Here is a 22762-nt window from a genome sequence, read left to right on the forward strand (position 1 = left end):
AATATTCAGATTTACCGGATCCTTCAAATATTATTTTTGAATGAGACTGATCACCTGATTTTCAAACTTTGAAGCAACGCCCCATATTTGTTTGAATGCCACATAATATTCTTTCGGATAGTCTGCGCTTGCCACTTTTGTAGTGGAAGTAATTTCCAGTTTATTTCCTTTTTGCTTAACGAAATAGCTATATTCGATCTCCTTATCTTCGGTTATGATCTTTTTTTCTTTCGGCAGCTCTTCTATGGTATAGCCTTCCGGAATTTCAAGGATCACTTTTTTGACTCTTGTAATAGGTGCTCCAAAATCGATGGTATATTTTCTGGCTTCCGTCTGATCAAATTCATTGGCATTCTTCCATAAAAACAGCATCGGGTTGATGATCATTTTCTTACCTACCCTATCGATCAGGCTCGTTGAGGAGAATTTCATTGTACTTTCAAATTCGCCATTTTCCAGGATTTTGGATTCAACTCCCGTAAAATCTACAGCATAATTGTCTTTATAGGCTTTCTTGTACTTTTCAGGATTTTCATCGTACTTATCTTTTGCCAACATTGCAAAAGCACCGGTATCACGGTCTGAATAGGTTCCGGAAATACTACCGTCCCCATTAATCTTGGCTTCAGTGGTAAGATAAGTATTACTGGCTTTTGTATTCGTCATCTGAATAAGCTGCCCCTTTGTTTTGGTTACTAAAAGTCCATACTGATTCCAGTTTTGTATAGGAATTTCATCCAGAGAAGACTGCTTGGAGGTAGCATCATAAATATGAAGTTTCCCTTCCATTTCTAAGGCTGCCAGTACAAAATTCATATTGGTAACATTGGGAGACACGAGATTGATCAGACCGTTGTTTACTGTGGAGATAATAAGTGGATCTGCCTTAATACCCGCTTCACGCAGCATCATGACCAGAAAAAGATTAATTTCAGCAGCATTTCCTACTTTCGTTTCCAGCATTTTCTTAATCCCCTCTTCGGTATAGATTCCCTTGTCTTTGTTCCAGGTAAATGTTTTCTGAACGTATGCAAAAATAGCATCGGCTTTTTCAGCATCAGTTTTTAATCCCGAAACTCCTGCCGGCATATTGTCTTTAGCCAGTTTTGATCTTTTCAGCTCTTCTCCAAAGTCTTCATTCTGGTAAAGCCTTTTGCTGATCTGATCCCAGGAAGAGGAATACAGCTTCAGTTCTCCGAAATTGGTAGAATGCAGTTCTGCACTTATCTTTGTCCGGAAGTTCTTATCATTTCTTACCCATTTTTCGGTTTTAAAACCTTTCAGATTTTCATACCCGAATCTATAGGTCTTATACTGACTGCCATACAGGTTACGATCTTCAATCTCTCGGTACTTAGGAGATACATCTCCTGTATAATTGATATTGTAGGAGATATTGAGCGGGGCATCCAGAACGTATTCTGTATTCAGTGAAGGGGTATCCGTCTCTATCAGTATCTCAGGAATCACATATAGGAAAGGGGAATTTACTTCATACTGATATTCCAGTACTGATCCGTTTTTCACATTGGGAAAGGCAAATTTGGTAATAGTAACATATTTGCTTTCTTTACTTTTATACTGGGAACTCTTTTCTACTTTCACCGGTACCACGTTTCCGTTTTCCAGATTGTAGGTAAAAGCTTTAAATTTACCCAGCGATTCTCTGTTGGAATTGAAACTATAAAGAGGTATTTCAAGGTTCAGCCAGTCCTCTGCCTTATCTTTATCATAGATTTTTACCCGGTAGAAATATTTTTTACTCAGGGTTCCATTAGAAGTATCCACCATAAAATGTATGGACTTATACAAAATTTCAGCTGACGCATTTTCGTCTAATAATGATTTTGTTTTAGACAGGTCTGCATCATTAAATTTTGGCGGGTTCAGAAACTGGTATTTCTGTGCACTGATTAGTATGGTATTGGCCGAACAAAGAACCAATACGATTATTTTTTTCATCTTTATATTTTAGTAATTAAAACTTTTGAATTGTCCATATTCAGAATCTTCTTTCTAAAACTTATATAGTCATTGTATTTTTCTTTCGGATAGATTCCTTTATTGAGCTGTATTTTTCGGAACACTTTCACCTGATCATTGTCTTTTACAAAACTTATTTTATAAGACCCGAATTCTGAACTGATATTTGAATCTGCAGGAATTTCATCAATCTTATAGCCTTTAGGAAGGGTAAAAACTATATCATAATCATCTTCAAAAGACTGCCAGATCTCGAAAGGGAGTTCACGGCTCTCGTCTGTTTTATACACCTGATTTTCAAAAATAGGAACTGCTCTGAACAAAAGGCTGCTTCCTGCTTTTTTAGAAAAATCATTGGTTTTAAAATCTATATCATAGGTAATAACCGCTTTATCTCGATCATTATTGAAATTTTTCATCTCAACTTTTTCGAAATTCAAAATACTGAATCTTCTTTTCAGGGCATCATTTTTTTCTTTGGGATCAAGGTTTACCAATCCTAAATTACTGTCATACTGGCTTCCTGTATAAGAAAAATTACCTACTCCTGTAATGCTGTTATCTTCGCTGAGGCTGATCTTTAATACCTGCTTTTCTCTGTTCTGTTCAGCTTTGTAGACAGGAGTATTGATGAGTTCTATTCCTTTCGGAGTCATGGCAAGCACATTTCTATCGGCTGTACTATACCCTAAGTGATTGAAAGCTATCTGCTGGGAAGTATTTTCAAGCCAGATATTCCCTTTTTCTGTAGGTACCATCAGAATGGCATGGTTTCCACCCATTGAAGGAAAATCCGGATCGAAAGAAATCGGTGAACTACTCGCGTTGATAATACAATATGTAGAAGGAATACCTGCCTCATTCAAAAGCGCTTTCATATAGTTAGTAAGTCCTTTGCAGTCACCGTAGCCTTTTTTATGAACTTCATCCGGCTGCATGGGAAGCCATCCTCCGATTCCTAATGCAACAAATATGTAGCGGGTCTTCGACTGCATATGCTGATAAAGCTTTTTCACTTTGTCTTCTGTTGATCCTTCCAGTTTTAATGCTGCCACTTCCGCTTTAATGCCAGGAGAGGAAACAGCAACAGGCTCTACCAAGTTGGTATAACACCAGGTTCCGAAGTCTTTCCAATCCGTCAGAGTTCCTTTTCTTCCGGCCAGATTAAACTGTGCCAGGGAAAAGCTCACTTTAGGTAATATTTTTACCGGATCCGGCAGCAACAGGGCATTTTCAATAGCGGGAACATTTTTGTAGGTATATGTTTTTTCAGTCCCACTTCCACTTTCTACAGCTGATGCATAGTTATATTTTGATGGATAGTTTTTCGTTCTCAGCTCAATTCCTGATTTGTTTATTATTTTAAACTGAGCTTCTTCCAATGAAGTATTGGTAGAAGAAAAAGGAGCAAAACTTGGGATAAAAACTGTATTCTGATCAGTAATCTCATAGGAAAAATCTACGGTATAAGGATAATAAGCAGAAGTATAAGGCAATACCAGAACTCTGCTGTCCGAATAAAATACCCCGGAAGAATTATTTGCAAAATCCTGAAAGTCAGATTTTGAAAAGCTCTTTACTTTTTTCCCGGCTTCATCATAGATCGTCACTTTCACCCCTGAAATATTATCCCCTTTCTCATAAGGAATGTAGATGGCCGCTTTAGAATCGCCTTCTTTATTCATAACAGTAGTTACTTTGTTGTACTGATATGTGATTTCATCGATCTTATTGATCTGTGCTGTTTTCAGGTTTTTTCTGATAACAACATCCGCATTTTTCTTTAAATTATCAGGAATTGCAGAAGCCGGATAGCTTTGTGCAAAGTATATTGAGGCTGCAGACAGCGCCCCTAATGTCAAAAGTTTCATCATTACTGTTAGTTTTTTAAGAAATAAATTATTAAAAACCGGAATTTTACTTTTTCTCCAGGCTGATTACCTGGTTCTCTGTTTCCGAAATGGTCTTCCAAATCTGTTTAAAAAAAGGATAGTATCCTTTAGGGTAGTTTTGGCTGGCCACTTTTATTTTTGAGGTAATAATCAATGTATTACCAAGAGTCTCAACTTTATAGTTAAAAGAAATCTCGCCATCATCTGTAGCAATCTTTTTATCTTTTGGAAGGCTCAGGACTTTATAATGATCAGGAATTTCCAATTCTACTCTTTTTTCTTTGGTGAAAGCGGACGTAAAATCAATCTGATGCATCCTTTCTTCGGTTTGGTCAAATGATTCTTTTTCAACGTTAAGGAACATCATAGGGTTGATAATCACTTTATTTCCTATAACATCCATAAGATTCGTATTAGAAAAGGCCACCTGAGTTTCAAAATCACCATCCGGAAGAAGTTTTGATTCCACGTTTTTACCTTCTATATTGTAGAGTGCTAAAAATGATTCTTTATACTTTTCTTTATTTGTGTCAAAATCTTCATAGGATTCTATGGCATACATTCCATTATCTTTTTGTACAAAAGTTCCTTTTACCGAAGGGTTTTCCAGATCTAAACGTGCTTTGATGCTGAGTTCTTTTTTACTCATTGTAAGGTTGGAAAATGAAAAGGATGCTCCTTTCTTGCCTTCAATCAGAATTCCGAAATCATTCCAGTTTCTTTCGGGAAGTAAGTTCGCTTTAGAATTAAAAGATGTTGCATCATAGAAATAAATCTGATTATTGATTTTTGCAGAGGTAAACAAAAAATTCAGGGTATTGATATTGGGCAAAGTGATGTTTAAAATCCCATTATCTACTGTAGAAATCAACAAAGGATTGGCCTCAATTCCTGCATCCCGCAAAAGCATTGTTAAAAGAAGATTAATATCCGCACTATTTCCAGCCTTCGTTTTTAAAAGTTGTTTTAAGCTTTGGGAAGCTATTGTTCCGTAACTTCTGTTCCACTTATAGTTTTCTTTTACAAAATTGAAAATTTTGTTGGCTCTTTCTAAGGGGTCAAAATAGGTTTTAATATTTTGGGGAAGAATATCTTTTACATTACTTTTTAAAAAACCACCAAACTCATCATAGCTATCCAGTGTTTCCGCTACTTTGTTCCAGTCTTTAAAATTATTGTAAGCAAAATATTTGCTGGAGTATCTTCTAAGCTCAGGTTTTATTTTTCCTCTGAACCGATCTAAATCTTTCACATATTTTTCTTTCTGAATCGGCTTTATATTTTCATATCCAAATCTGAATACATTGTATAAAGCTCCCAAATGACTTTCTGTGGTAGACAACTGATATTTTGGCTTAATAATCTTTCCCGTCGTATTAAAAGCATAAGTAATCGCTTCATCAGGATATTCTAAATTATATTCCTGGTAGACTACAGGGATATTATACTCCAGAAAATAGTTGGGGTTAATTAAATTTTTGGAGCTTATTTTATAGCTATACTCTATGATTGATCCGTCAGAAACACTTGGTAAGGCAAGTTTATAAATTCTTAGCCCTTTGGTAAAATTTTCTTTCAGCTGCTCTTTTTTGTCAATGACTACTTTCTCCACTTTGTTATTTGAAAGATTGTATATCCTGACTTCAAATTTCCCCAAAGATTCTCCTGTCTGGACAGGAATGTTTACATTAAGCCATTCTTCTGCACGCTTCTTATCATATATCTTAATTTTTGAATAGTATTCATTCTCTGCAGAGGCATCATTCAGTATATTAAATCTCACGCTATTATAAAGAATCTCGGCAGGAGCATTTGATTCTATTAAAGAATTTGATTTTCTCAGGTCCGCTTCATCAAAAGGCGGGGGAGAAAGAAACTGATGCTGCTGTGCAAAAAACATATTGACAGCCAGACATCCCACTACTACAGCGGATTTAGAATTAATTTTCATCGGTTTTTTTATTATCAGTTTTTAAGTTTCTCAATAGGTATTATCCCCGGAAAAGGGATTGCAGGTAAATTGAAGCGAAAGAAACTGCTTCTGAAGATACATATTTCTCATCATGGGTTATTAATATTTTGCAAACATAAGAAAATCTTAATAACTGTTAAAATATATAAAACAAAAGACCCCAAAAAATATGGAGCCTCTCAATACTTAAAAAGTACTATCCTAAAAATTGCCTGTTTAGGCTTAAAACAAAAATAATGGAAGATCATATGAAATATTTTACCAAAACATTTCATTACATGAATAAGGATCACATATCTTCTGTTTCAAAGTTAATATAATTAACCACACTTGTAATTCAAACAGTGTAGAATTAATTCTAACAGCCTATCGAATTTATTTTATCTTAATAAAAAAAGACTTCATCGCTGAAGTCTTTCTGATTTTTTATTTTCTAATCATTAGGTATTCTCTTACCGTCGAAGGTATCACTTCCCAGCCCAAGAACCGGGATAAAAATAAATCCGAAGAGTAGGATAAGAATAGTATACAGCGGAGTTTCTTTTCCGAATCCTTTTGCAAGTCTGTCATATACTACCCAGCATGCAAAAATATTAACTAAAGGAATACAGAATAAAATGAACCACCATATCGGTTTTTTCACAATATCCAACAATACAATTGTATTATAAATTGGAATAAAGGCTGCCCATGCATCTTCTCTTCCTGCTTTCTGGAAGATTTTATACATGCAGTAACCATAAAATATATAGATCAGAAGACCCATAAACATTGTTCCGATTCCCAATCCCGCTGCAGCTGCACCAGAAACGGCATTTGCGCTTTCATAAGAATCTGTTTGTAGAAGAGTTAACATATTATTGTTTTTTTGGTTTCTCCAAATATAAAAAAAGCTTCTAAATAATTAGAAGCTTTTTTTATTATATTTTTAAAAACGTTTATGCATCAATTTTTGCATATTTCGCATTTTTTTCGATAAATTCTCTTCTTGGCGGAACTTCATCTCCCATCAACATTGAGAAAATACTGTCTGCCTCTACTGCATTATCAATCGTTACCTGCTTCAGAATTCTGTGTTCCGGATTCAGGGTTGTTTCCCAAAGCTGCTCCGGGTTCATTTCTCCAAGACCTTTGTAACGCTGTACTTCTACTCCTTTTCCGTCCGGAGACATTTCTAATGTAAACTCTTCACGTTCTTTTTCGTTATAAGCATACACTTTTTTGTTTCCTCTCTTCAATAGGTATAAAGGCGGTTGTGCAATATAGATATATCCGTTCTCAATAAGTTCTTTCATATATCTGAAGAAGAAAGTAAGAATCAGGGTAGAAATGTGAGATCCGTCAATATCGGCATCGGTCATGATGACAATCTTATGGTATCTCAGCTTCGCCATATTCAATGCTTTGCTGTCTTCTTCAGTCCCTACAGAAACCCCAAGGGCTGTATAGATATTTCTGATCTCTTCATTATCATATACTTTGTGAAGCATAGACTTCTCAACGTTCAAAATCTTACCTCTTAGTGGAAGAATAGCCTGGAAATGTCTGTCACGTCCCTGTTTAGCCGTTCCCCCTGCGGAATCTCCCTCTACAAGGAAGATCTCAGATTCTGCCGGATCTTTGGATGAACAGTCAGACAGTTTCCCCGGAAGTCCTGAACCTCCCATCGGAGATTTTCTCTGAACCATTTCACGGGCTTTTTTCGCTGCCTGTCTTGCTTTTGCCGCTAAAACAACTTTCTGAACGATTTGTTTTGCTTCATTCGGGTTTTCTTCAAGGAAATTGGTTAACATTTCCCCTACAATTTTATCTACCGCTCCGGAAACTTCAGAGTTCCCCAGTTTTGTTTTCGTTTGTCCTTCAAACTGAGGTTCCATTACTTTTACAGAAATTACGGCAGTTAATCCTTCACGGAAGTCATCCCCTGTAATCTCTACTTTTTCTTTCTGTGGAATTCCTAAATCATCAGCATATTTCTTAAGAGTTCTCGTTAAAGCACGTCTGAAACCTGCCAGGTGAGTACCTCCTTCATGCGTATTGATGTTATTTACATAAGAGTGAAGATTCTCGTTGAAAGAAGTGTTGTAACGCATTGCTACTTCTACAGGGATATTATCTCTTTCTCCTTCCATGAAAATCACGTGTTCCATAATAGATTCACGGTTTCCATCGATATAAGCAACAAACTCTTTTAACCCTCCTTCAGAATGAAAAACTTCTGATCTGAAAGAACCGTCCTCCAATTTCTCTCTTTCGTCAGTAAGGGTAATGGTAATTCCTCTATTAAGGTAAGAAAGTTCTCTTAAACGGGTTGCTAAGGTATCGTAGTTGTAAACTAATTCTGTAAAAATAGTATCATCCGGCTGGAAGAACTGTTTTGTACCTCTTTTATCACTGTTTCCGATCTCTTCTACTCCTGTCTGAGCTTTTCCTTTCGAATATATCTGCTGGTAAACGTTCCCGTCTCTGTAAACCGTAGTGATCATTTCGTTGGATAGTGCATTCACACACGAAACCCCAACTCCGTGAAGACCTCCTGAAACCTTATAAGAATCTTTATCGAACTTACCTCCGGCTCCAATTTTCGTCATTACAACTTCAAGGGCAGATTTTTGTTCTTTTTCGTGGAAGTCAACCGGAATACCTCTACCGTTATCACTAACCTCGATTCCGTTTCCTTCTTTAATAGCAACGAAAATTGTGTCACAGAATCCTGCCAAAGCTTCGTCGATAGAGTTATCTACTACTTCATAAACCAAATGGTGAAGACCTCTTAATCCCACATCACCAATGTACATTGAAGGACGCATACGTACGTGCTCCATTCCTTCCAATGCCTGAATACTACTAGCTGTATATTGTTTTTGACTCATATTAAATATTAAAAATCTTGCTATATGCAAAGACTTACAAATATCGTGATTTTTTTTGACGTGTGAAAGTTAAAATATGTCAAAAAAGTATTAGTATAGGCATGAAAGATCACAGGATTACTCAGCTGTAAATTTAGAGTTAAAATTATTATAGACTCAGTTTTTTAAATGTAAAAAACAAAACGATCTTTAATATCCGGGAGTACGGAACAGCTCTTTTCAGAGATGGTTTTATATTCATGCAAAATTATTTGTACAACTATTTAAAATGATTATATTTAATTAATAATTGTATAAAACAAGTAAGTAAAATGCTGAAATTATATAAATTACACTTTTATTCTGTAAATAAATGAATAGACAGTCTAGTTTAAAATTCTACTCTTTTATTCACTTGTTTTATAACATTCACAAATGAAAAAACACAAAAGGAAATATTAACCTTTAAATATACAAATGATGAAAAATTTACTATTACTTTTCGGCTTGTTAGCCGGAATATCCGCCATGGCCCAAAACGTGAACATTCCTGATCCGAATTTTAAAAATGCTTTACTTACGCATAGTCCTGTAATTGACACCAACGGTGACGGAGAAATACAAACTGCGGAAGCCCAATCTTTCACGGGTACAATAAATATTATGAATAAAAATATTTATAATCTTACAGGTATTGAAGCATTTGCGAATATGAAAGAGCTTTGGGTTTCAAATAACCACCTGAGCAGTTTAAATACAAACCAGAATACGGCATTGGAAACTTTATATTGTAACAATAATTTATTAACGGGCCTGAATGTAAACAACAATCCTAACTTAGCTTTTTTGGATTGTTCTAACAACCAACTTACAATACTGGACGTAACTCATAATCTAAATCTGAGCTATTTGGCATGTTACTCCAATCATCTTACACAATTGGATATTAGTAAAAATGCTGTTTTAGACTATCTAAATTGTCAAAATAATTATATTACGGAATTGGATGCCAGCAATTGTCTGAATTTAACAATGTTGCATTGTCAGTATAACCAACTTACCACTTTAAATGTAAGTGGTCTACTCTATTTGACGGGGCTTCAATGTTTCCACAATTCTCTTACACAAATAGACATCACCTCAAGTCCGGCTTTATCAGGTTTAATCTGCTTCGAAAATCAGTTAACAGCATTAAATCTAAGTAATAATCCGGAGCTGAAAGTCCTTGAATGCTCTCATAATCTGATAACAGAATTAAACCTTAGTAATAATATTAAGTTATCTTTTGTATCTGCTAATGATAATCAATTAACGTCCTTTAATATAGCTAATGGAAACAATAATCTTTTTATGGATCCCAATGAGCCCAATTATCCTTACAATGGATTAATCGTTGATAACAATAGTAATCTTACCTGCATCAAAGTAGACAACCCTGCGTATAGCAATGCTAACTGGACAGATCCGCTTCGCTTCAAAAAGCCAGCAGGTGCGATCTGGGGAACATGTACAGCCACTTTAAATGTAAATGATGTACAGCAAAAGGAAAGTTTTAAAATCTATCCTAATCCTGCACAAGATTTCATCATCATTCAAGATTCTAAAAAACAAAACGAAACCCTGAAATATGAAATTTTGGATGGATCAGGCAGATTACTTAAAAAGGGTAAAGCTTTATTTAATGGAAAAATTAATGTCTCTAGCCTGGAGAAAGGAGCTTATATTCTCCAGATCCAATCTGGAAATGAGCCCAGACATAGTTTGAAATTGATAAAAAAATAGTTCTTACTTTATACTTCAGCCTGCAAATTTATTTGCGGGCTTTTTTTGTACATATTCCATACAAAATCTGAGACTGAAAGAATTGTTCTTTATCCGGCTTTTCAAGTCTGATCAGAAGTAGAAATTCCTATTCTGAACACTATTGTTTCAGACATAAAGAAAACAAAGTTAAAACACTTTTCGTGAAGTCATACTGTATTAAATCATACCTGAGATCAATAATTTATGCTTAAATTTATTTACTGAAAAGTTGATATTATGGATGATTTTATAGCTGCCCGCGCCCAGATGGCGCTTTCTTTGGGCTTCCATATCATATTCTCCTGTGTGGGTATGGTGATGCCTTTCCTCATGGCTTTTGCCCATTGGAAATACTTAAAAACCAATAACGAAGTATATAAAGGACTTACAAAAGCCTGGAGTAAAGGGGTTGCCATTCTGTTTGCTACGGGTGCTGTTTCCGGAACGATGCTTTCTTTTGAGCTCGGACTTCTGTGGCCCGGTTTCATGAAACATGCAGGCCCTATCTTCGGAATGCCTTTTTCTTTGGAAGGAACAGCCTTTTTCATTGAAGCGATTGCCATCGGGTTCTTTCTATATGGTTGGGACAAGTTTAACAAATGGTTTCATTGGTTCTGTGGTTTTCTGGTAGGGGTAAGCGGACTGGCCTCCGGGATTCTGGTGGTAGCAGCCAACGCCTGGATGAACTCACCCACCGGATTTGATTACATTAACGGACAATACCTTAATATAGATCCTATTAAAGCCATGTTCAATGATGCATGGTTTCCACAGGCTCTTCATATGACGGTTGCTGCGTTTTGTGCCACAGGATTTGCTGTAGCCGGGGTTCATGCTTTCTTAATTATGAGGAAAAAGAATGTGGAGTTTCATACCAAAGCATTCAGAATTGCGGTAGGTTTTGCTCTTATCGGAGCATTTGGAGCTCCTTTAAGTGGTGACGTGGCAGCAAAATCAGTTGCAGAGCGACAACCGATCAAACTGGCAGCTATGGAAGCACATTTTGAAACAGAAAAAGGAGCAGCATTTGTGATTGGCGGAATTCCTGATGAAGAAAAAGAGGAAATAAAATATGCGGTTAAAATTCCAAAAGTACTGAGCTTCCTTGTCAGCAATGACTTCAATGCTGAAGTAAAAGGACTTAAGGACTTTCCAAAGGATGAATGGCCTCCAATAGCGGTTACTCATTATGCATTCCAGATCATGATCTTCTTCGGGGTAGTGATGATCTGCATCGGAGCGGTATATCTCTATTCATTCTTCTTCAAAAAGGAATGGCTAACAAAAAACTGGCTGTTGAAAACATTTTTAATTGCAACTCCTTTCGGATATATAGCACTGGAAGCAGGATGGACTGTTACCGAAGTGGGAAGACAACCCTGGATCATTTATGGAGTCATGAGAACGATAGATGCGGTAACACCTATGCCAGGAATACAGTATTCTTTCTACTTCTTTACAGCGATTTTCATTTCATTATCATTGATCCTGATCTTCCTTTTAAGAAGACAAGTACAAATGGTACCGAAACTTTATGACCCGACCGACCCACAGTTTAACGATAAAAACAAAAAATCATGATTTACATTGTTATAGGCTTTCTCTGGCTATCCATCTGCCTTTATATGATTCTGGGCGGGGCTGATTTCGGGGCTGGTATTGTGGAACTTTTCACCAACAAAAAAGCCCGTCATAAGACTCAGGAGATCATGTATGAATCGATTGCCCCGGTGTGGGAGGCCAACCATATGTGGCTGATCATTGCGATTGTTATCCTCTTTGTAGGGTTTCCTGAAATCTACACCACGATGTCTACCTATCTTCATATTCCTCTGGTATTGATGCTGGTAGGTATTATTGCCAGAGGAACGGCATTTACCTTCAGACATTACGATGCAGTGAAAGACAACTGGCAGGTTTTATATACTCAGATATTCTATTATGCCAGTCTATTGACTCCTTTCTTTTTAGGATTAATTGCGGCGGCAACGGTTTCCCACTCTATCAATCCTGATGCAGTAGGTTTTCTGGATCTGTATGTTTTCAGCTGGCTGAACTGGTTTGGAGTTTCTGTCGGTTTATTTACCGTAGCGCTTTGTGCTTATCTTGCTTCTATTTTTTCATTAAGAGAAACCCGTGGTAAGGAAGAGTTATTATTAATGATCAGAAAATCAAAACAGACGATGATCTTTGTAGTCATCACGGGAATACTGGTATTTGCAACCGCCTATATTTCTGATATTCCGCTATTAATGTGGGTATTTTCAAAGCCTTTGGGTATTATGGCGATTGCTTTTGCTACAGTTGCCCTTCTATTGATTTTAAGAGCGATGAACCGTCAAAAATTACTTCCTGTACGAGCTTTGGCTGGTTTTCAAATCGTTATGATCCTTGTTGCGGCCACTTATCAGCACAATCCGGATATTATTTTATTAGGAAACGGCCAACACCTTTCATTACTGGTACATATGGCACCTCCGAAAACGATTGCCGCTCTGGGATGGGCGTTAATGCTTGGATCTTTGTTTATCCTTCCATTCTTATTTTATCTGATGGCTTCATTTAGTAAACTGAGAAAATAAGGAGATGCAAAATTATAAGGATAAAACAGAGCTTATTGAAGAGATAAGGAAAAGATACCTTCTTTATGATCAGGAACTGAATGATATTAAAGAGGATGAAAAAGATCTGTTAAAACCCGGAATCGACAAGACCCCATCACAGAATATATCTTATCAGCTTGGCTGGACGCATTTACTGTTACAGTGGGAGTCTGATGAAAAGAAAGGAATAGAGGTAAAAACTCCTACTCCTGAATATAAATGGAACAATTTAAAAGGGCTGTATCAATCATTTTATGAAAAATATGATACTTACAGCCTTTCTCAACAAAGAGAGCTGTTAAAAAGCCAGGTCAATGACATTATAAAATGGATAGAAAGCCTTGATCATGAAACCTTATTTGTTCCTGAACAAAGAAAATGGGCAACAACGCCTGCCATGTGGCCGGTTTGGAAATGGATTCATATCAATACTGTGGCACCGTTTACAAACTTCAGGACCCAGCTTCGGAAATGGAAAAAAGAAAAAGGTACAGCATAGTTCTGTACCTTTTTTATATTTAAAACCGTTTTCTTATTCTCTGGAAAAAGAAATTCAATATTCCAAAAACAATTTTGAGAAGCAGCATCAGTATAAATGCTAAAATAGCACCGGGAATAAGAAGGATGGGTCCTATAACAATCCAGCCAGTTGTAAAAATAACTACAAAAACCAGAATAGCAACAGCAACCATCACAATATAAACAAATGGCATCATCCACCAGTCTTTGCTTTCAGAATAATCTACCTTTGAAAGAATATATCCTGTCCTTTTTCCATATATAATTTCGAGAAAATTTTTATTTTCAGAGATAATTTCGAATTTATCTTTTTTTGTAAGTGTTTTAACGCTTACCTCTGCTCCACTTTTATCGTAGAAAAGTTCTATATATTTTTCTTTCTTCCCCGAATCATAAGTTCTGTTAAGTTTTACAGAAGCATTATTTTCTTCATTTTCTATTCTTGACACACTGAATACTTCAGAAAAAGAACGTTTTATTCCATCATTTTCCTCAATAAATACTATTGTACAGGAATCATCAGAAAGTTTAGCCTCCTTTACAATATACATTTTTGAGAAATCTTTTTTAATATATACCGGTTTTCCAGCTACATAAACTTCCATCCAGTTGATCCCATTCCGTCTCTTTTCACGGTTAAATTCGACAATTTCGCCTGTGTGCAGAAAATCGGAAGTCTTTGCATTTTCCTCATGGGCTGTATACATTGTTACAGGCTGAAGAATCTTAATTCGTTTTGCCATGTTAATCAGTTTTCTATTAGTTATTAGGGGGACGAATATACAAAGAAAACATGCTTTCACAATACCTATAAAAAAATAAAAAAGACTGCCTTAAAAGACAGTCTCTGTATGATATATTGGTCAATATTAAGCTAACTTCATCAAAAGATTTTCATCAATTTTCTCCACTTTCACAATATTGTTCTTCGTTAAAGTTTTAGAAGCTTTATCCCATTTTTTACCGGATAACTGGCTTCTTTCTTTTACTTCAGCTAAAGCCATTGGCTCTTCCTGAGAATTAAGGATTTCAAGGATTGCTTTTTCATCCTCACCTAATTCAATTTGTGGAACTGCCTTTTCAGGTCTCATCTGAGGGAAGAATAACACCTCCTGAATAGAAGCGTTGTTCGTTAAGAACATAATTAATCTATCCATACCGATTCCTAATCCTGATGTAGGCGGCATACCATATTCCAACGCTCTTAAGAAGTCCTGATCGATGAACATTGCCTCGTCATCCCCTCTTTCTGATAAAGCCATCTGAGCTTCAAAACGTTCTCTCTGATCGATTGGATCATTAAGCTCTGAATAAGCGTTTGCGATCTCTTTACCACATACCATTAATTCAAAACGCTCTGTTAAACCTTCTTTGCTTCTGTGTTTCTTAGTCAATGGAGACATTTCAACCGGATAATCTGTAATGAATGTTGGCTGAATGAAGTTTCCTTCACATTTTTCACCAAAGATTTCATCGATTAATTTTCCTTTCCCCATCGTTTCGTTCACTTCAATACCGATAGATTTTGCAAAGTCATACAATTCCTTTTCAGTTTTTCCAGTGATGTCGAAACCTGTAAACTTCTGGATTGCTTCCGTCATAGAAACTCTTGGATAAGGTGCTTTGAAGTCAACATTATGCTCCCCGAAGGTAGCAGTTGTAGTTCCGTTTACCTGAATCGCACAGAATTCCAATAATTTCTCAGTGAAATCCATCATCCAGTTGTAGTCTTTATAAGCTACATAGATTTCCATAGCGGTAAACTCCGGGTTGTGCGTTCTATCCATCCCTTCATTTCTGAAGTTTTTAGAGAACTCATATACTCCGTCAAAACCACCTACGATCAATCTTTTCAGATATAATTCGTTAGCAATTCTTAAATATAATGGAATATCCAATGCATTGTGGTGCGTGATAAACGGTTTTGCAGCAGCTCCACCAGGAATTGACTGCAGAATAGGTGTTTCTACCTCAAAGTAACCTGCATCGTTGAAGAACGTTCTCATTGCATTGAACAATTTTGTTCTCTTCACGAAGATTTCTTTCACCTGTGGGTTTACCGTTAAATCTACGTAACGCTGTCTGTATCTTAATTCTGGGTCTGTAAATCCATCGTGCACTACTCCGTTTTCATCGGTTCTTGGCTGAGGAAGCGGGCGAAGTGATTTAGTAAGAAGAACAAAATTCTTTACCAAAACGGTCTTCTCTCCTACCTGAGTTGTAAACAACTCTCCTTCGATACCGATAATATCACCAATATCCAAAAGGTGCTTATATACTTCGTTGTATAATTCTTTATCTTCTCCCGGACAGATCTCATCTCTGTTGAAGTACACCTGGATTTTTCCTTTAGAATCCTGCAATTCTGCAAAAGAAGCCTTTCCTTGAATTCTGCGGGACATCAATCTACCAGCGATCTTTACCTGTTTACTTTCAGAAAAATCCTGTTTTATAGATTCTGTAGTATCTGTGATTGTATACTCATCCGCAGGGAACGCATTAATCCCCATTTCAGTCAGCTTATTCAGCTTTTCTCTTCTAATGATTTCTTGTTCTGATAATTGCATTTCTTATTTTTCTAAAAGCGTACAAATTTAGGCATTTTTGACTTGATCATCAATGAGTTTTTTCAGAAAAATAATTTATTTATGAAAAATCGGATTCGGAATATGATTTTATCAGGATTGACAGCGGATTTATTTTAGTTACAGATTTTCACAGATGAGGGCGGTGGATATTTATGCAGGATATGCATTAGGTTTTGGCTAAAGCCGTTGGAAAGGAGCGATTATAAATAAAGCGGGCTAAAGCCCACTCCTATTGATGAAGGTAAATATAAATAAAATGTCGAATGACTTATACCTTTCAATGATCAATTACGTCAGTTATTAATTACGAGAACTTTTCTATTTTGTATTCCAGCTCCATGCAAGCATTCTGCTTACTTTCTGCCCTTGTGCCATGTCAACAATTTTAAAGTCAGCTTTATATTTTTTCAAAAGAGCTGTCAGCTTGGGTAGATTATCTTTTTTGGAAACCAGGCAGGTAAACCAAAGAACCTGAGATTGATACAAAAAGCTTTCATTGATCATATTGGTAATAAAAGCAATTTCACCTCCTTCACACCATAATTCCGATTGCTGGCCTCCAAAATTGAGCAACGGCTGTTTCGATTTTCCTTTTTTAAGATTTTTTGTTTTCCTGATATTCCCTTTCATTGCAGATTCTTCAGAATCGTGAAAAGGAGGATTGCACATCGTAAACGTGAACTGATCATCAGGACCGATGATATTCTTAAAGATATGATTGGAATCGGGTTGTTGTTTTAACTTGATTGCGGGGAACAGATTCGGATTTCGATCTAAGATCTCCCGGGCATTCTTCAAAGAAGCTTCATTAATGTCGGTTCCGTACATTTCCCAGCCATAAGATGCATGGGCTATTAAAGGATAAACAAGATTGGCTCCGGTTCCGATGTCGAGTCCTTTTATGGAAGTTCCTGTAGGAATTTCAGCAGATTGTTCTGTCAACAGGTCTGCAATATAATGTACATAATCAGCTCTTCCGGGAATAGGAGGACATAGATTGGCCTCAGGAATATCCCAGTCTTTGATGTTATAAAAGTGCTGTAGTAAAGCTTTGTTAAGTAATTTCACAGCCTGAGGAAGGCTGAAGTTAATGGTGGTCGTCTGATACGCATTAACGAAAACATAGTGTTTCAGTTCCGGCACACAAGAAATAAGCTGATCAAAATCATAGGGATTACGATGCAGATTTCTTGTGTGCAGACTGGATTTTTCAGTGGACATATTTTATTTCTTCTGACTCAAAATATATTCCACCATTTTTTTGGCATCATCTTTAGATACCTGTGGATGGGCAGCCATAGGGACACCTCCCCAAACTCCACTTCCGCCTTCTATAATCTTGGAAGCCAGCAATTCTATATCTTTATCAGAATATTTAGCCGCAATTTCCTTATAAGAAGGTCCTATCATTCTCTCATTCAGAGAGTGGCATCCCGAACAGTCTAATGTTTCCATAATCTGGTCACCGGAAAGATTAGATTTTGCAGGTTCTGAAACGGCAGTCGTTTCAGAAGATGATGCAACCTCTGCTGTATTTTCTTTTTTAGAACAGGAGAACATCAGAAAACCCAATGCTCCTGCCAAAAGTACTTTTTTCATTATTTTTTTGCTGTAGAGTCTGTTTTAGCAGCTTCAGGAGCAGGTGTAGCCGGAGTTGCAGCAGCCGGAGCAGCAGCAGGTTTCGCTGTAGAATCTGCAACAGTAGCTGTTTCAGGCTCTTCAAGCATCGTGTTGCTGTCTTGTAATGTGTGATCTACTTTTTTAGAACAGTTTACAACTAATAAACCTCCGATAAATGCAATTGCTAATACTTTTTTCATTGTTTTCTAATTTGGTAGCAAAAATATAAAAAATAAACTTTTAAACTTATGACAAATGTTTTCTTTGAAAGAAATTTTAAAGGACACCTTTGATTAGGTTCTAAAAAAATAATTCAAAATATAGGGAATTTTAATCAAGGTTGTTATTTTTGTGTAATTAATTATTCAAATAAAACTTATGACCGCAAAAAATGTATTCAAAACAATCTTATTCAGTTCCCTGTTAATCTGTATTTTATCCTGCGACAATTCTTCCTCAGATCCTCAGAATCCGGATTATCCTGATAAAACAGAATCAATCACGCTCTTAAAAGCTACAAAATCATGGGATGGAACCTCCTATGCCAGTTATCCTGGTGGGCAACCTGAAATCACGGTTCTTAAAATTGCAATACCGCCCAACTCTGCTCTGGATTGGCATAAACACGCCGTTATCAATGCAGCCTATATCGAAAAAGGCGAAATCCAGATTGAAAAAAAAGAAGATGGTAAAACACAATGGGTAAAGAAAGGACAGGTACTTCCGGAAGTAGTCAATACGACCCACAGAGGTAAAACGGGAGACCAAGGTGCAACCCTGATCGTTTTCTACAGCGGAACAACAGATCTTCCCATCACAGAACCAGTACATTAAAACATTCTTTCTGACAGAATTTTTGAGATTTATTTCCAGGATCTGCTTTTATCTGAAAAGATAATAGTACATTTAAACATGATTTTAATTTCAAAAATTCTGTTTTTTACCAGTCATCACGGATTTTATACTGTGATCCTGCTGTTTTTATTCTTTGGATTACTTTCATATGTAACAAAAAAAGCCTGGTTTCTTATTCCAATCATTCCTCTGGCTATTTTAAATGGGCTAGGCGGACAATTTCTCAACGCCTGGTTTCTGAATAAATATGGAGTAGAAAGTACCGCCATCATTACTTCCGATGTGGAAACCAATTCTACGCTGAACGAAATGTACATCCATGACTATGAAGCTATTGTGAAAAAACAGGACGGAAAATATATCTCAACCTTCTTCTCTACCACTTCTGCATCTATTTATCCGATTGAAAATGCAATCAGAATCCCCAGAACGGAAGTATCATTTCCGGTAAAATATATTCCCGGATACGAAAAGAATATCGTCATCCTCTACAACCAGTCTGAAGAAGGAAAAGCTGCCGAGAAATACTCAAAACTGGCTCCTGTAAATGCTGCCAGAATCAAATATGAAGCGGACAGAACCAATAAAGAATTTGTTGAAGAATACATTTCAGCTCTGGAAGATTATACCGCATCGTATGATGATGAACAGTACAAGGCAAAACTGAAAGAACTGAAACAGGAAGTTGAGCATTTGAAATAAAGTTCCCAATGTTAAGTTTTCTAAATTTTAAACTTTTTTATTTTTTGTATTAAAAAATTTTCTAATTTTGTGGCATGTTTAACATGAACAACAATAATTGGTGGTGGCTTTCAAACTCTTCGTCGGGTCTGGAAGTATTGTCATGTTGTTAACTGTACAGCAGAAATAATTAAAATAAACAATATATAGGCTTTGACGGATACCGTTGAAGCCTTTTTTTATTCCTTAATCTCAAAAAAAACAGCAGATGTTTACTGATACAATCAAAATAAAAACCGTTTCGAAAAAAACACTGGGAGACCTTCATACTCCCATGAATATCTATCTTAAAATCAGAGATAAATTCCGGGACACCATTCTTTTGGAAAGTTCTGATTCTAAAAGCATTGACAATAACTTTTCTTTTATTGCCGTCAATGCGATTGCCGGAATTGAAGTAAAGAACCTCCATGAATTTGAAGTGAAACTTCCGGATTCCGCACCTGTAAAACAATCGATCGAAAACCGTAACATCATCGATATATTTGAGGAGTTCCGTACGATCTTCAGTTGCGAAAAGACCAATGATCCGATAGAACAGACCGCCCAAAGCCTTTTCGGGTATACAAGCTTTGAAGCTGTACAGTTCTTTGAAAACATCAATTTGAAACCGCAAAGTCCGGAAGTGGAGATTCCCGTTCTAAGATACAGACTGTATCAATATGTGATCGCCATCAACCACTTCAACGATGAAATGTACATCATTGAAAATCAGATCAGCGGAATAAAATCTGAACTTCACCTTTTGGAAAGTCTTATCAAAAACCAGAATACTCCGGTATATCCTTTCGAAAAGAATGGCCAGGAAACCTCCAATATTACGAACGAAGACTATATCGAACTTGTAAAAACCGCTCAGAGACACTGTATGAGAGGTGATGTTTTCCAGTTGGTTTTAAGCAGAAGATTTGAGCAGAAATTCAAAGGGGATGAGTTTAATGTATACAGAGCTTTGAGAAATATCAATCCTTCTCCTTACCTGTTCTACTTTGACTACGGAAGTTATAAACTTTTCGGATCCAGCCCTGAAAGCCAGCTGATTATCAAAAACAACAAAGCTATTATTCACCCCATTGCAGGAACAGCGAGAAGAACCGGAAATTTTGAAACGGACCTTCAGGCTATTGAAACCTTAAAAGCTGACCCGAAAGAAAATGCGGAACACACCATGCTGGTAGACCTGGCAAGAAATGATCTTGGAAAACTTGGAAAAAATGTGACTGTTACCAAACTTAAAGAAATACAGCTTTTCTCTCATGTGATCCATATGGTAAGCGAAGTAACTGCAGAGGTTTCTGATGACATCAATCCTCTTGAAATGGTTTCTGCAACATTCCCTCAAGGCACATTAAGCGGAGCTCCAAAGCACAAAGCTCTTCAGCTGATCAATCAATATGAAAAAGATTCCCGTGGTTACTACGGTGGCTGCATCGGGATGATCGGTCTCAATGGCACCTGCAACCAGGCAATCATGATCCGAACTTTTTTAAGCAAAAACAATACGCTGTATTACCAGGCAGGAGCAGGTCTTGTGGCAAAGTCTGTTCCTGAAAACGAACTGCAGGAAGTCAACAACAAGCTGAATGCCCTCAAAAAGGCTGTAGAAAAGGCTGAAAAAATCGTCGAAAATTAAAACTTGAAAACACAATCTGTAAAAAAGCAAAAAATGAATACTACTATCAATACCATATCAGCCTCTAAAGTTCTTGTATTTGACAATTATGACAGCTTTACTTACAATCTGGTACAAATCATTGAAAGAGTTCTTGACCAGAAAGTAGATGTTGTAAGAAATGATCAGATAAGTCTGGAAGATGTGGACCAATATGACAAAATCATCCTTTCGCCAGGTCCGGGAATTCCGGAGGAAGCAGGAATCTTATTGGAACTGATCAAAAGATATGCACCCACCAAAAGTATTTTAGGAGTATGTCTCGGACAACAGGCCATCGCTGAGGCATTCGGAGGAAGTCTGATCAACCTGTCTGAGATCTTCCACGGAGTGGCTACCACCACCGACCTTGTAAAAGAAAACACAAAGCTGTTCAGAGATCTGAATTCCGGGCTGGAAGTGGGAAGATACCACAGCTGGGCTGTAGATCCTCAGAATTTTCCGGAAGAACTGGAAGTAACCGCCGTAGACAAAGACGGAATGATCATGGCCCTGCAACATAAAACTTATGATGTACACGGGGTACAGTTTCACCCTGAAAGTATCCTGACTCCGGATGGAGAAGTAATCATTAAAAACTTTCTTCTATCATGATTTCCTCAGAGATCTCCTCAACTGTAAAAAAAGCTCAAATGAAAGAAATACTACAATACCTTTTTAATCATCATACCTTATCAAAACCTGAGGCTAAAGCCATGATGATTGAAATTGCACAGAATAAATTCAATGCCGCAGAGGTAACGGCCTTCATCAGTGTTTTCCTGATGCGCGATATTACCCTGAACGAACTTGAAGGCTTTAGGGAAGCTTTACTTCAAATGGCTGTTCCTGTTCATATAGATGCGAATGATGCAATCGATATTGTAGGAACGGGAGGTGACGGAAAAAACACAATCAATATATCAACATTGGCCAGCTTTGTAGTGGCCGGAGCCGGGCAGAAGGTGACAAAACATGGAAATTACGGGGCTTCTACCACTACAGGCTCTTCCAATGTGCTGGAAGAACTTGGGTACGAGTTTAAAAACAATTCTGAGCAGCTGAATGAGGATCTGGAAAGAGCCAATATCTGCTTTTTACATGCTCCTTACTTCCACCCTGCTTTACAATCTGTCGGATTATTGAGAAAATCTCTGGGATTGAGAACATTCTTCAATCTTTTAGGGCCGCTCGTAAATCCTGCAAAACCTCAGTTTTCAATGATCGGGGTTTACAATCTGGAAATTGCAAGAATCTATCAGTATCTGCTTCAAAAAGAAAACCGTGAATTTATTCTGGTTCACGGATTGGATGGCTATGACGAAATCAGTTTAACCCATGATAGTAAGATCATTACCAAAAACGGTGAAAATATCTATTCTGCAGAGGATCTTGGTTTTCCTCCATTGACTCTGGAGGACATCAAAGCCGGAAATACCATTCAGGAAACGGCAAAGATCTTCAGAAATATCCTTGAAGGCAGCGGGACTGAACAACAAAATTCTGTTGTATTGGCCAATGCTGCTGTTGCTCTTCACCATACCCACAAATTCGGGGCTTATGAAGACTGTTTACTCCTAGCCAAGGAAAGTCTGAAAAGTGGAAAGGCATTGAGAAGTTTTGAACTTTTGATCAATTAAGAGGATCGGCAATTTAATGATTGGCTTAAATTTTAAACACAAA

Annotated in this window: 19 protein-coding genes; 9 read left to right on the forward strand and 10 right to left on the reverse strand. The window is 36.9% G+C overall.

Annotated features, from left to right (window positions below; genetic code table 11):
- Positions 1-30 precede the first annotated feature (30 nt).
- From AC106K_RS01575 to gyrB, 5 genes are all read right to left on the reverse strand, one after another.
- Positions 31-1962 (reverse strand): transglutaminase family protein, encoded by a 1932-nt coding sequence (locus tag AC106K_RS01575; protein ID WP_482443078.1) that lies wholly within the window; start codon positions 1960-1962, stop codon positions 31-33.
- Between the two features lie 2 nt (positions 1963-1964).
- Positions 1965-3857 carry a DUF3857 domain-containing protein gene (locus tag AC106K_RS01580; RefSeq protein WP_482443080.1) on the reverse strand — a complete coding sequence of 631 codons (1893 nt, stop codon included), beginning with the start codon at positions 3855-3857 and terminating at the stop codon, positions 1965-1967.
- 43 nt (positions 3858-3900) lie between these two features.
- Positions 3901-5826: a transglutaminase family protein gene (locus AC106K_RS01585; RefSeq protein ID WP_482443082.1), complete on the reverse strand. Its 1926-nt coding sequence runs from the start codon at positions 5824-5826 to the stop codon at positions 3901-3903.
- A 454-nt stretch (positions 5827-6280) separates the two neighbouring features.
- The gene (locus AC106K_RS01590) at positions 6281-6703 is read right to left on the reverse strand and encodes a DUF5684 domain-containing protein (RefSeq protein WP_482443083.1); all 423 of its coding nucleotides are present in this window, start codon (positions 6701-6703) and stop codon (positions 6281-6283) included.
- Positions 6704-6785: 82 nt separating this feature from the next.
- The gene (gene gyrB / locus AC106K_RS01595) at positions 6786-8720 is read right to left on the reverse strand and encodes a DNA topoisomerase (ATP-hydrolyzing) subunit B (protein WP_047096882.1); all 1935 of its coding nucleotides are present in this window, start codon (positions 8718-8720) and stop codon (positions 6786-6788) included.
- Positions 8721-9179: 459 nt separating this feature from the next.
- On the opposite strand from gyrB, the gene AC106K_RS01600 reads away from it, so the two are divergent.
- From AC106K_RS01600 to AC106K_RS01615, 4 genes are all read left to right on the forward strand, one after another.
- Positions 9180-10481 (forward strand): T9SS type A sorting domain-containing protein, encoded by a 1302-nt coding sequence (locus AC106K_RS01600; RefSeq protein ID WP_482443084.1) that lies wholly within the window; start codon positions 9180-9182, stop codon positions 10479-10481.
- Positions 10482-10739: 258 nt separating this feature from the next.
- Entirely contained in the window at positions 10740-12083 is a 1344-nt protein-coding gene (locus AC106K_RS01605; RefSeq protein ID WP_482443086.1) for a cytochrome ubiquinol oxidase subunit I, read from the forward strand.
- The gene (locus AC106K_RS01610; protein WP_482443087.1) at positions 12080-13084 is read left to right on the forward strand and encodes a cytochrome d ubiquinol oxidase subunit II; all 1005 of its coding nucleotides are present in this window, start codon (positions 12080-12082) and stop codon (positions 13082-13084) included. Before AC106K_RS01605 ends, AC106K_RS01610 begins: the two co-directional genes overlap by 4 nt.
- A gap of 4 nt (positions 13085-13088) precedes the next feature.
- Positions 13089-13604 (forward strand): ClbS/DfsB family four-helix bundle protein, encoded by a 516-nt coding sequence (locus tag AC106K_RS01615; protein ID WP_482443089.1) that lies wholly within the window; start codon positions 13089-13091, stop codon positions 13602-13604.
- A gap of 19 nt (positions 13605-13623) precedes the next feature.
- On the opposite strand, the gene AC106K_RS01620 is transcribed toward AC106K_RS01615, so the two are convergent.
- The 5 genes from AC106K_RS01620 to AC106K_RS01640 form a co-directional block, all read right to left on the reverse strand.
- Entirely contained in the window at positions 13624-14367 is a 744-nt protein-coding gene (locus AC106K_RS01620; protein WP_482443090.1) for a hypothetical protein, read from the reverse strand.
- Between the two features lie 126 nt (positions 14368-14493).
- On the reverse strand, positions 14494-16191 hold the full coding sequence (gene lysS, locus AC106K_RS01625; protein WP_482443091.1) for a lysine--tRNA ligase: 1698 nt from the start codon (positions 16189-16191) through the stop codon (positions 14494-14496).
- 339 nt (positions 16192-16530) lie between these two features.
- Positions 16531-17433 (reverse strand): 23S rRNA (adenine(1618)-N(6))-methyltransferase RlmF, encoded by a 903-nt coding sequence (gene rlmF, locus AC106K_RS01630; protein ID WP_482443093.1) that lies wholly within the window; start codon positions 17431-17433, stop codon positions 16531-16533.
- Between the two features lie 3 nt (positions 17434-17436).
- Positions 17437-17811 (reverse strand): c-type cytochrome, encoded by a 375-nt coding sequence (locus tag AC106K_RS01635; RefSeq protein WP_482443095.1) that lies wholly within the window; start codon positions 17809-17811, stop codon positions 17437-17439.
- Positions 17811-18032 carry a hypothetical protein gene (locus AC106K_RS01640; protein ID WP_482443096.1) on the reverse strand — a complete coding sequence of 74 codons (222 nt, stop codon included), beginning with the start codon at positions 18030-18032 and terminating at the stop codon, positions 17811-17813. The genes AC106K_RS01635 and AC106K_RS01640 overlap by 1 nt, the downstream gene beginning before the upstream one ends.
- 178 nt (positions 18033-18210) lie before the next feature.
- Here AC106K_RS01640 and AC106K_RS01645 point away from each other — a divergent pair, with 178 nt between their 5' ends.
- The 5 genes from AC106K_RS01645 to trpD all read left to right on the forward strand — a co-directional run bounded on the left by AC106K_RS01645 (position 18211) and on the right by trpD (position 22719).
- Positions 18211-18666, forward strand: coding sequence for a cupin domain-containing protein (locus tag AC106K_RS01645; RefSeq protein ID WP_482443097.1), 456 nt, complete (start codon positions 18211-18213; stop codon positions 18664-18666).
- A gap of 78 nt (positions 18667-18744) precedes the next feature.
- Positions 18745-19389: a hypothetical protein gene (locus tag AC106K_RS01650; protein WP_482443099.1), complete on the forward strand. Its 645-nt coding sequence runs from the start codon at positions 18745-18747 to the stop codon at positions 19387-19389.
- Positions 19390-19636: 247 nt separating this feature from the next.
- Positions 19637-21061, forward strand: a complete 1425-nt coding sequence (locus AC106K_RS01655) for an anthranilate synthase component I family protein (protein WP_482443101.1) — start codon at positions 19637-19639, stop codon at positions 21059-21061.
- 33 nt (positions 21062-21094) lie between these two features.
- A complete protein-coding gene (locus AC106K_RS01660; RefSeq protein ID WP_482443102.1) occupies positions 21095-21694 on the forward strand; it encodes an anthranilate synthase component II in 600 nt (199 codons plus the stop codon).
- Between the two features lie 38 nt (positions 21695-21732).
- A complete protein-coding gene (trpD, locus tag AC106K_RS01665) occupies positions 21733-22719 on the forward strand; it encodes an anthranilate phosphoribosyltransferase (protein WP_482443104.1) in 987 nt (328 codons plus the stop codon).
- The last annotated feature ends 43 nt before the right edge of the window (positions 22720-22762 follow it).

This window comes from Chryseobacterium sp. FR048, from assembly GCF_056844665.1.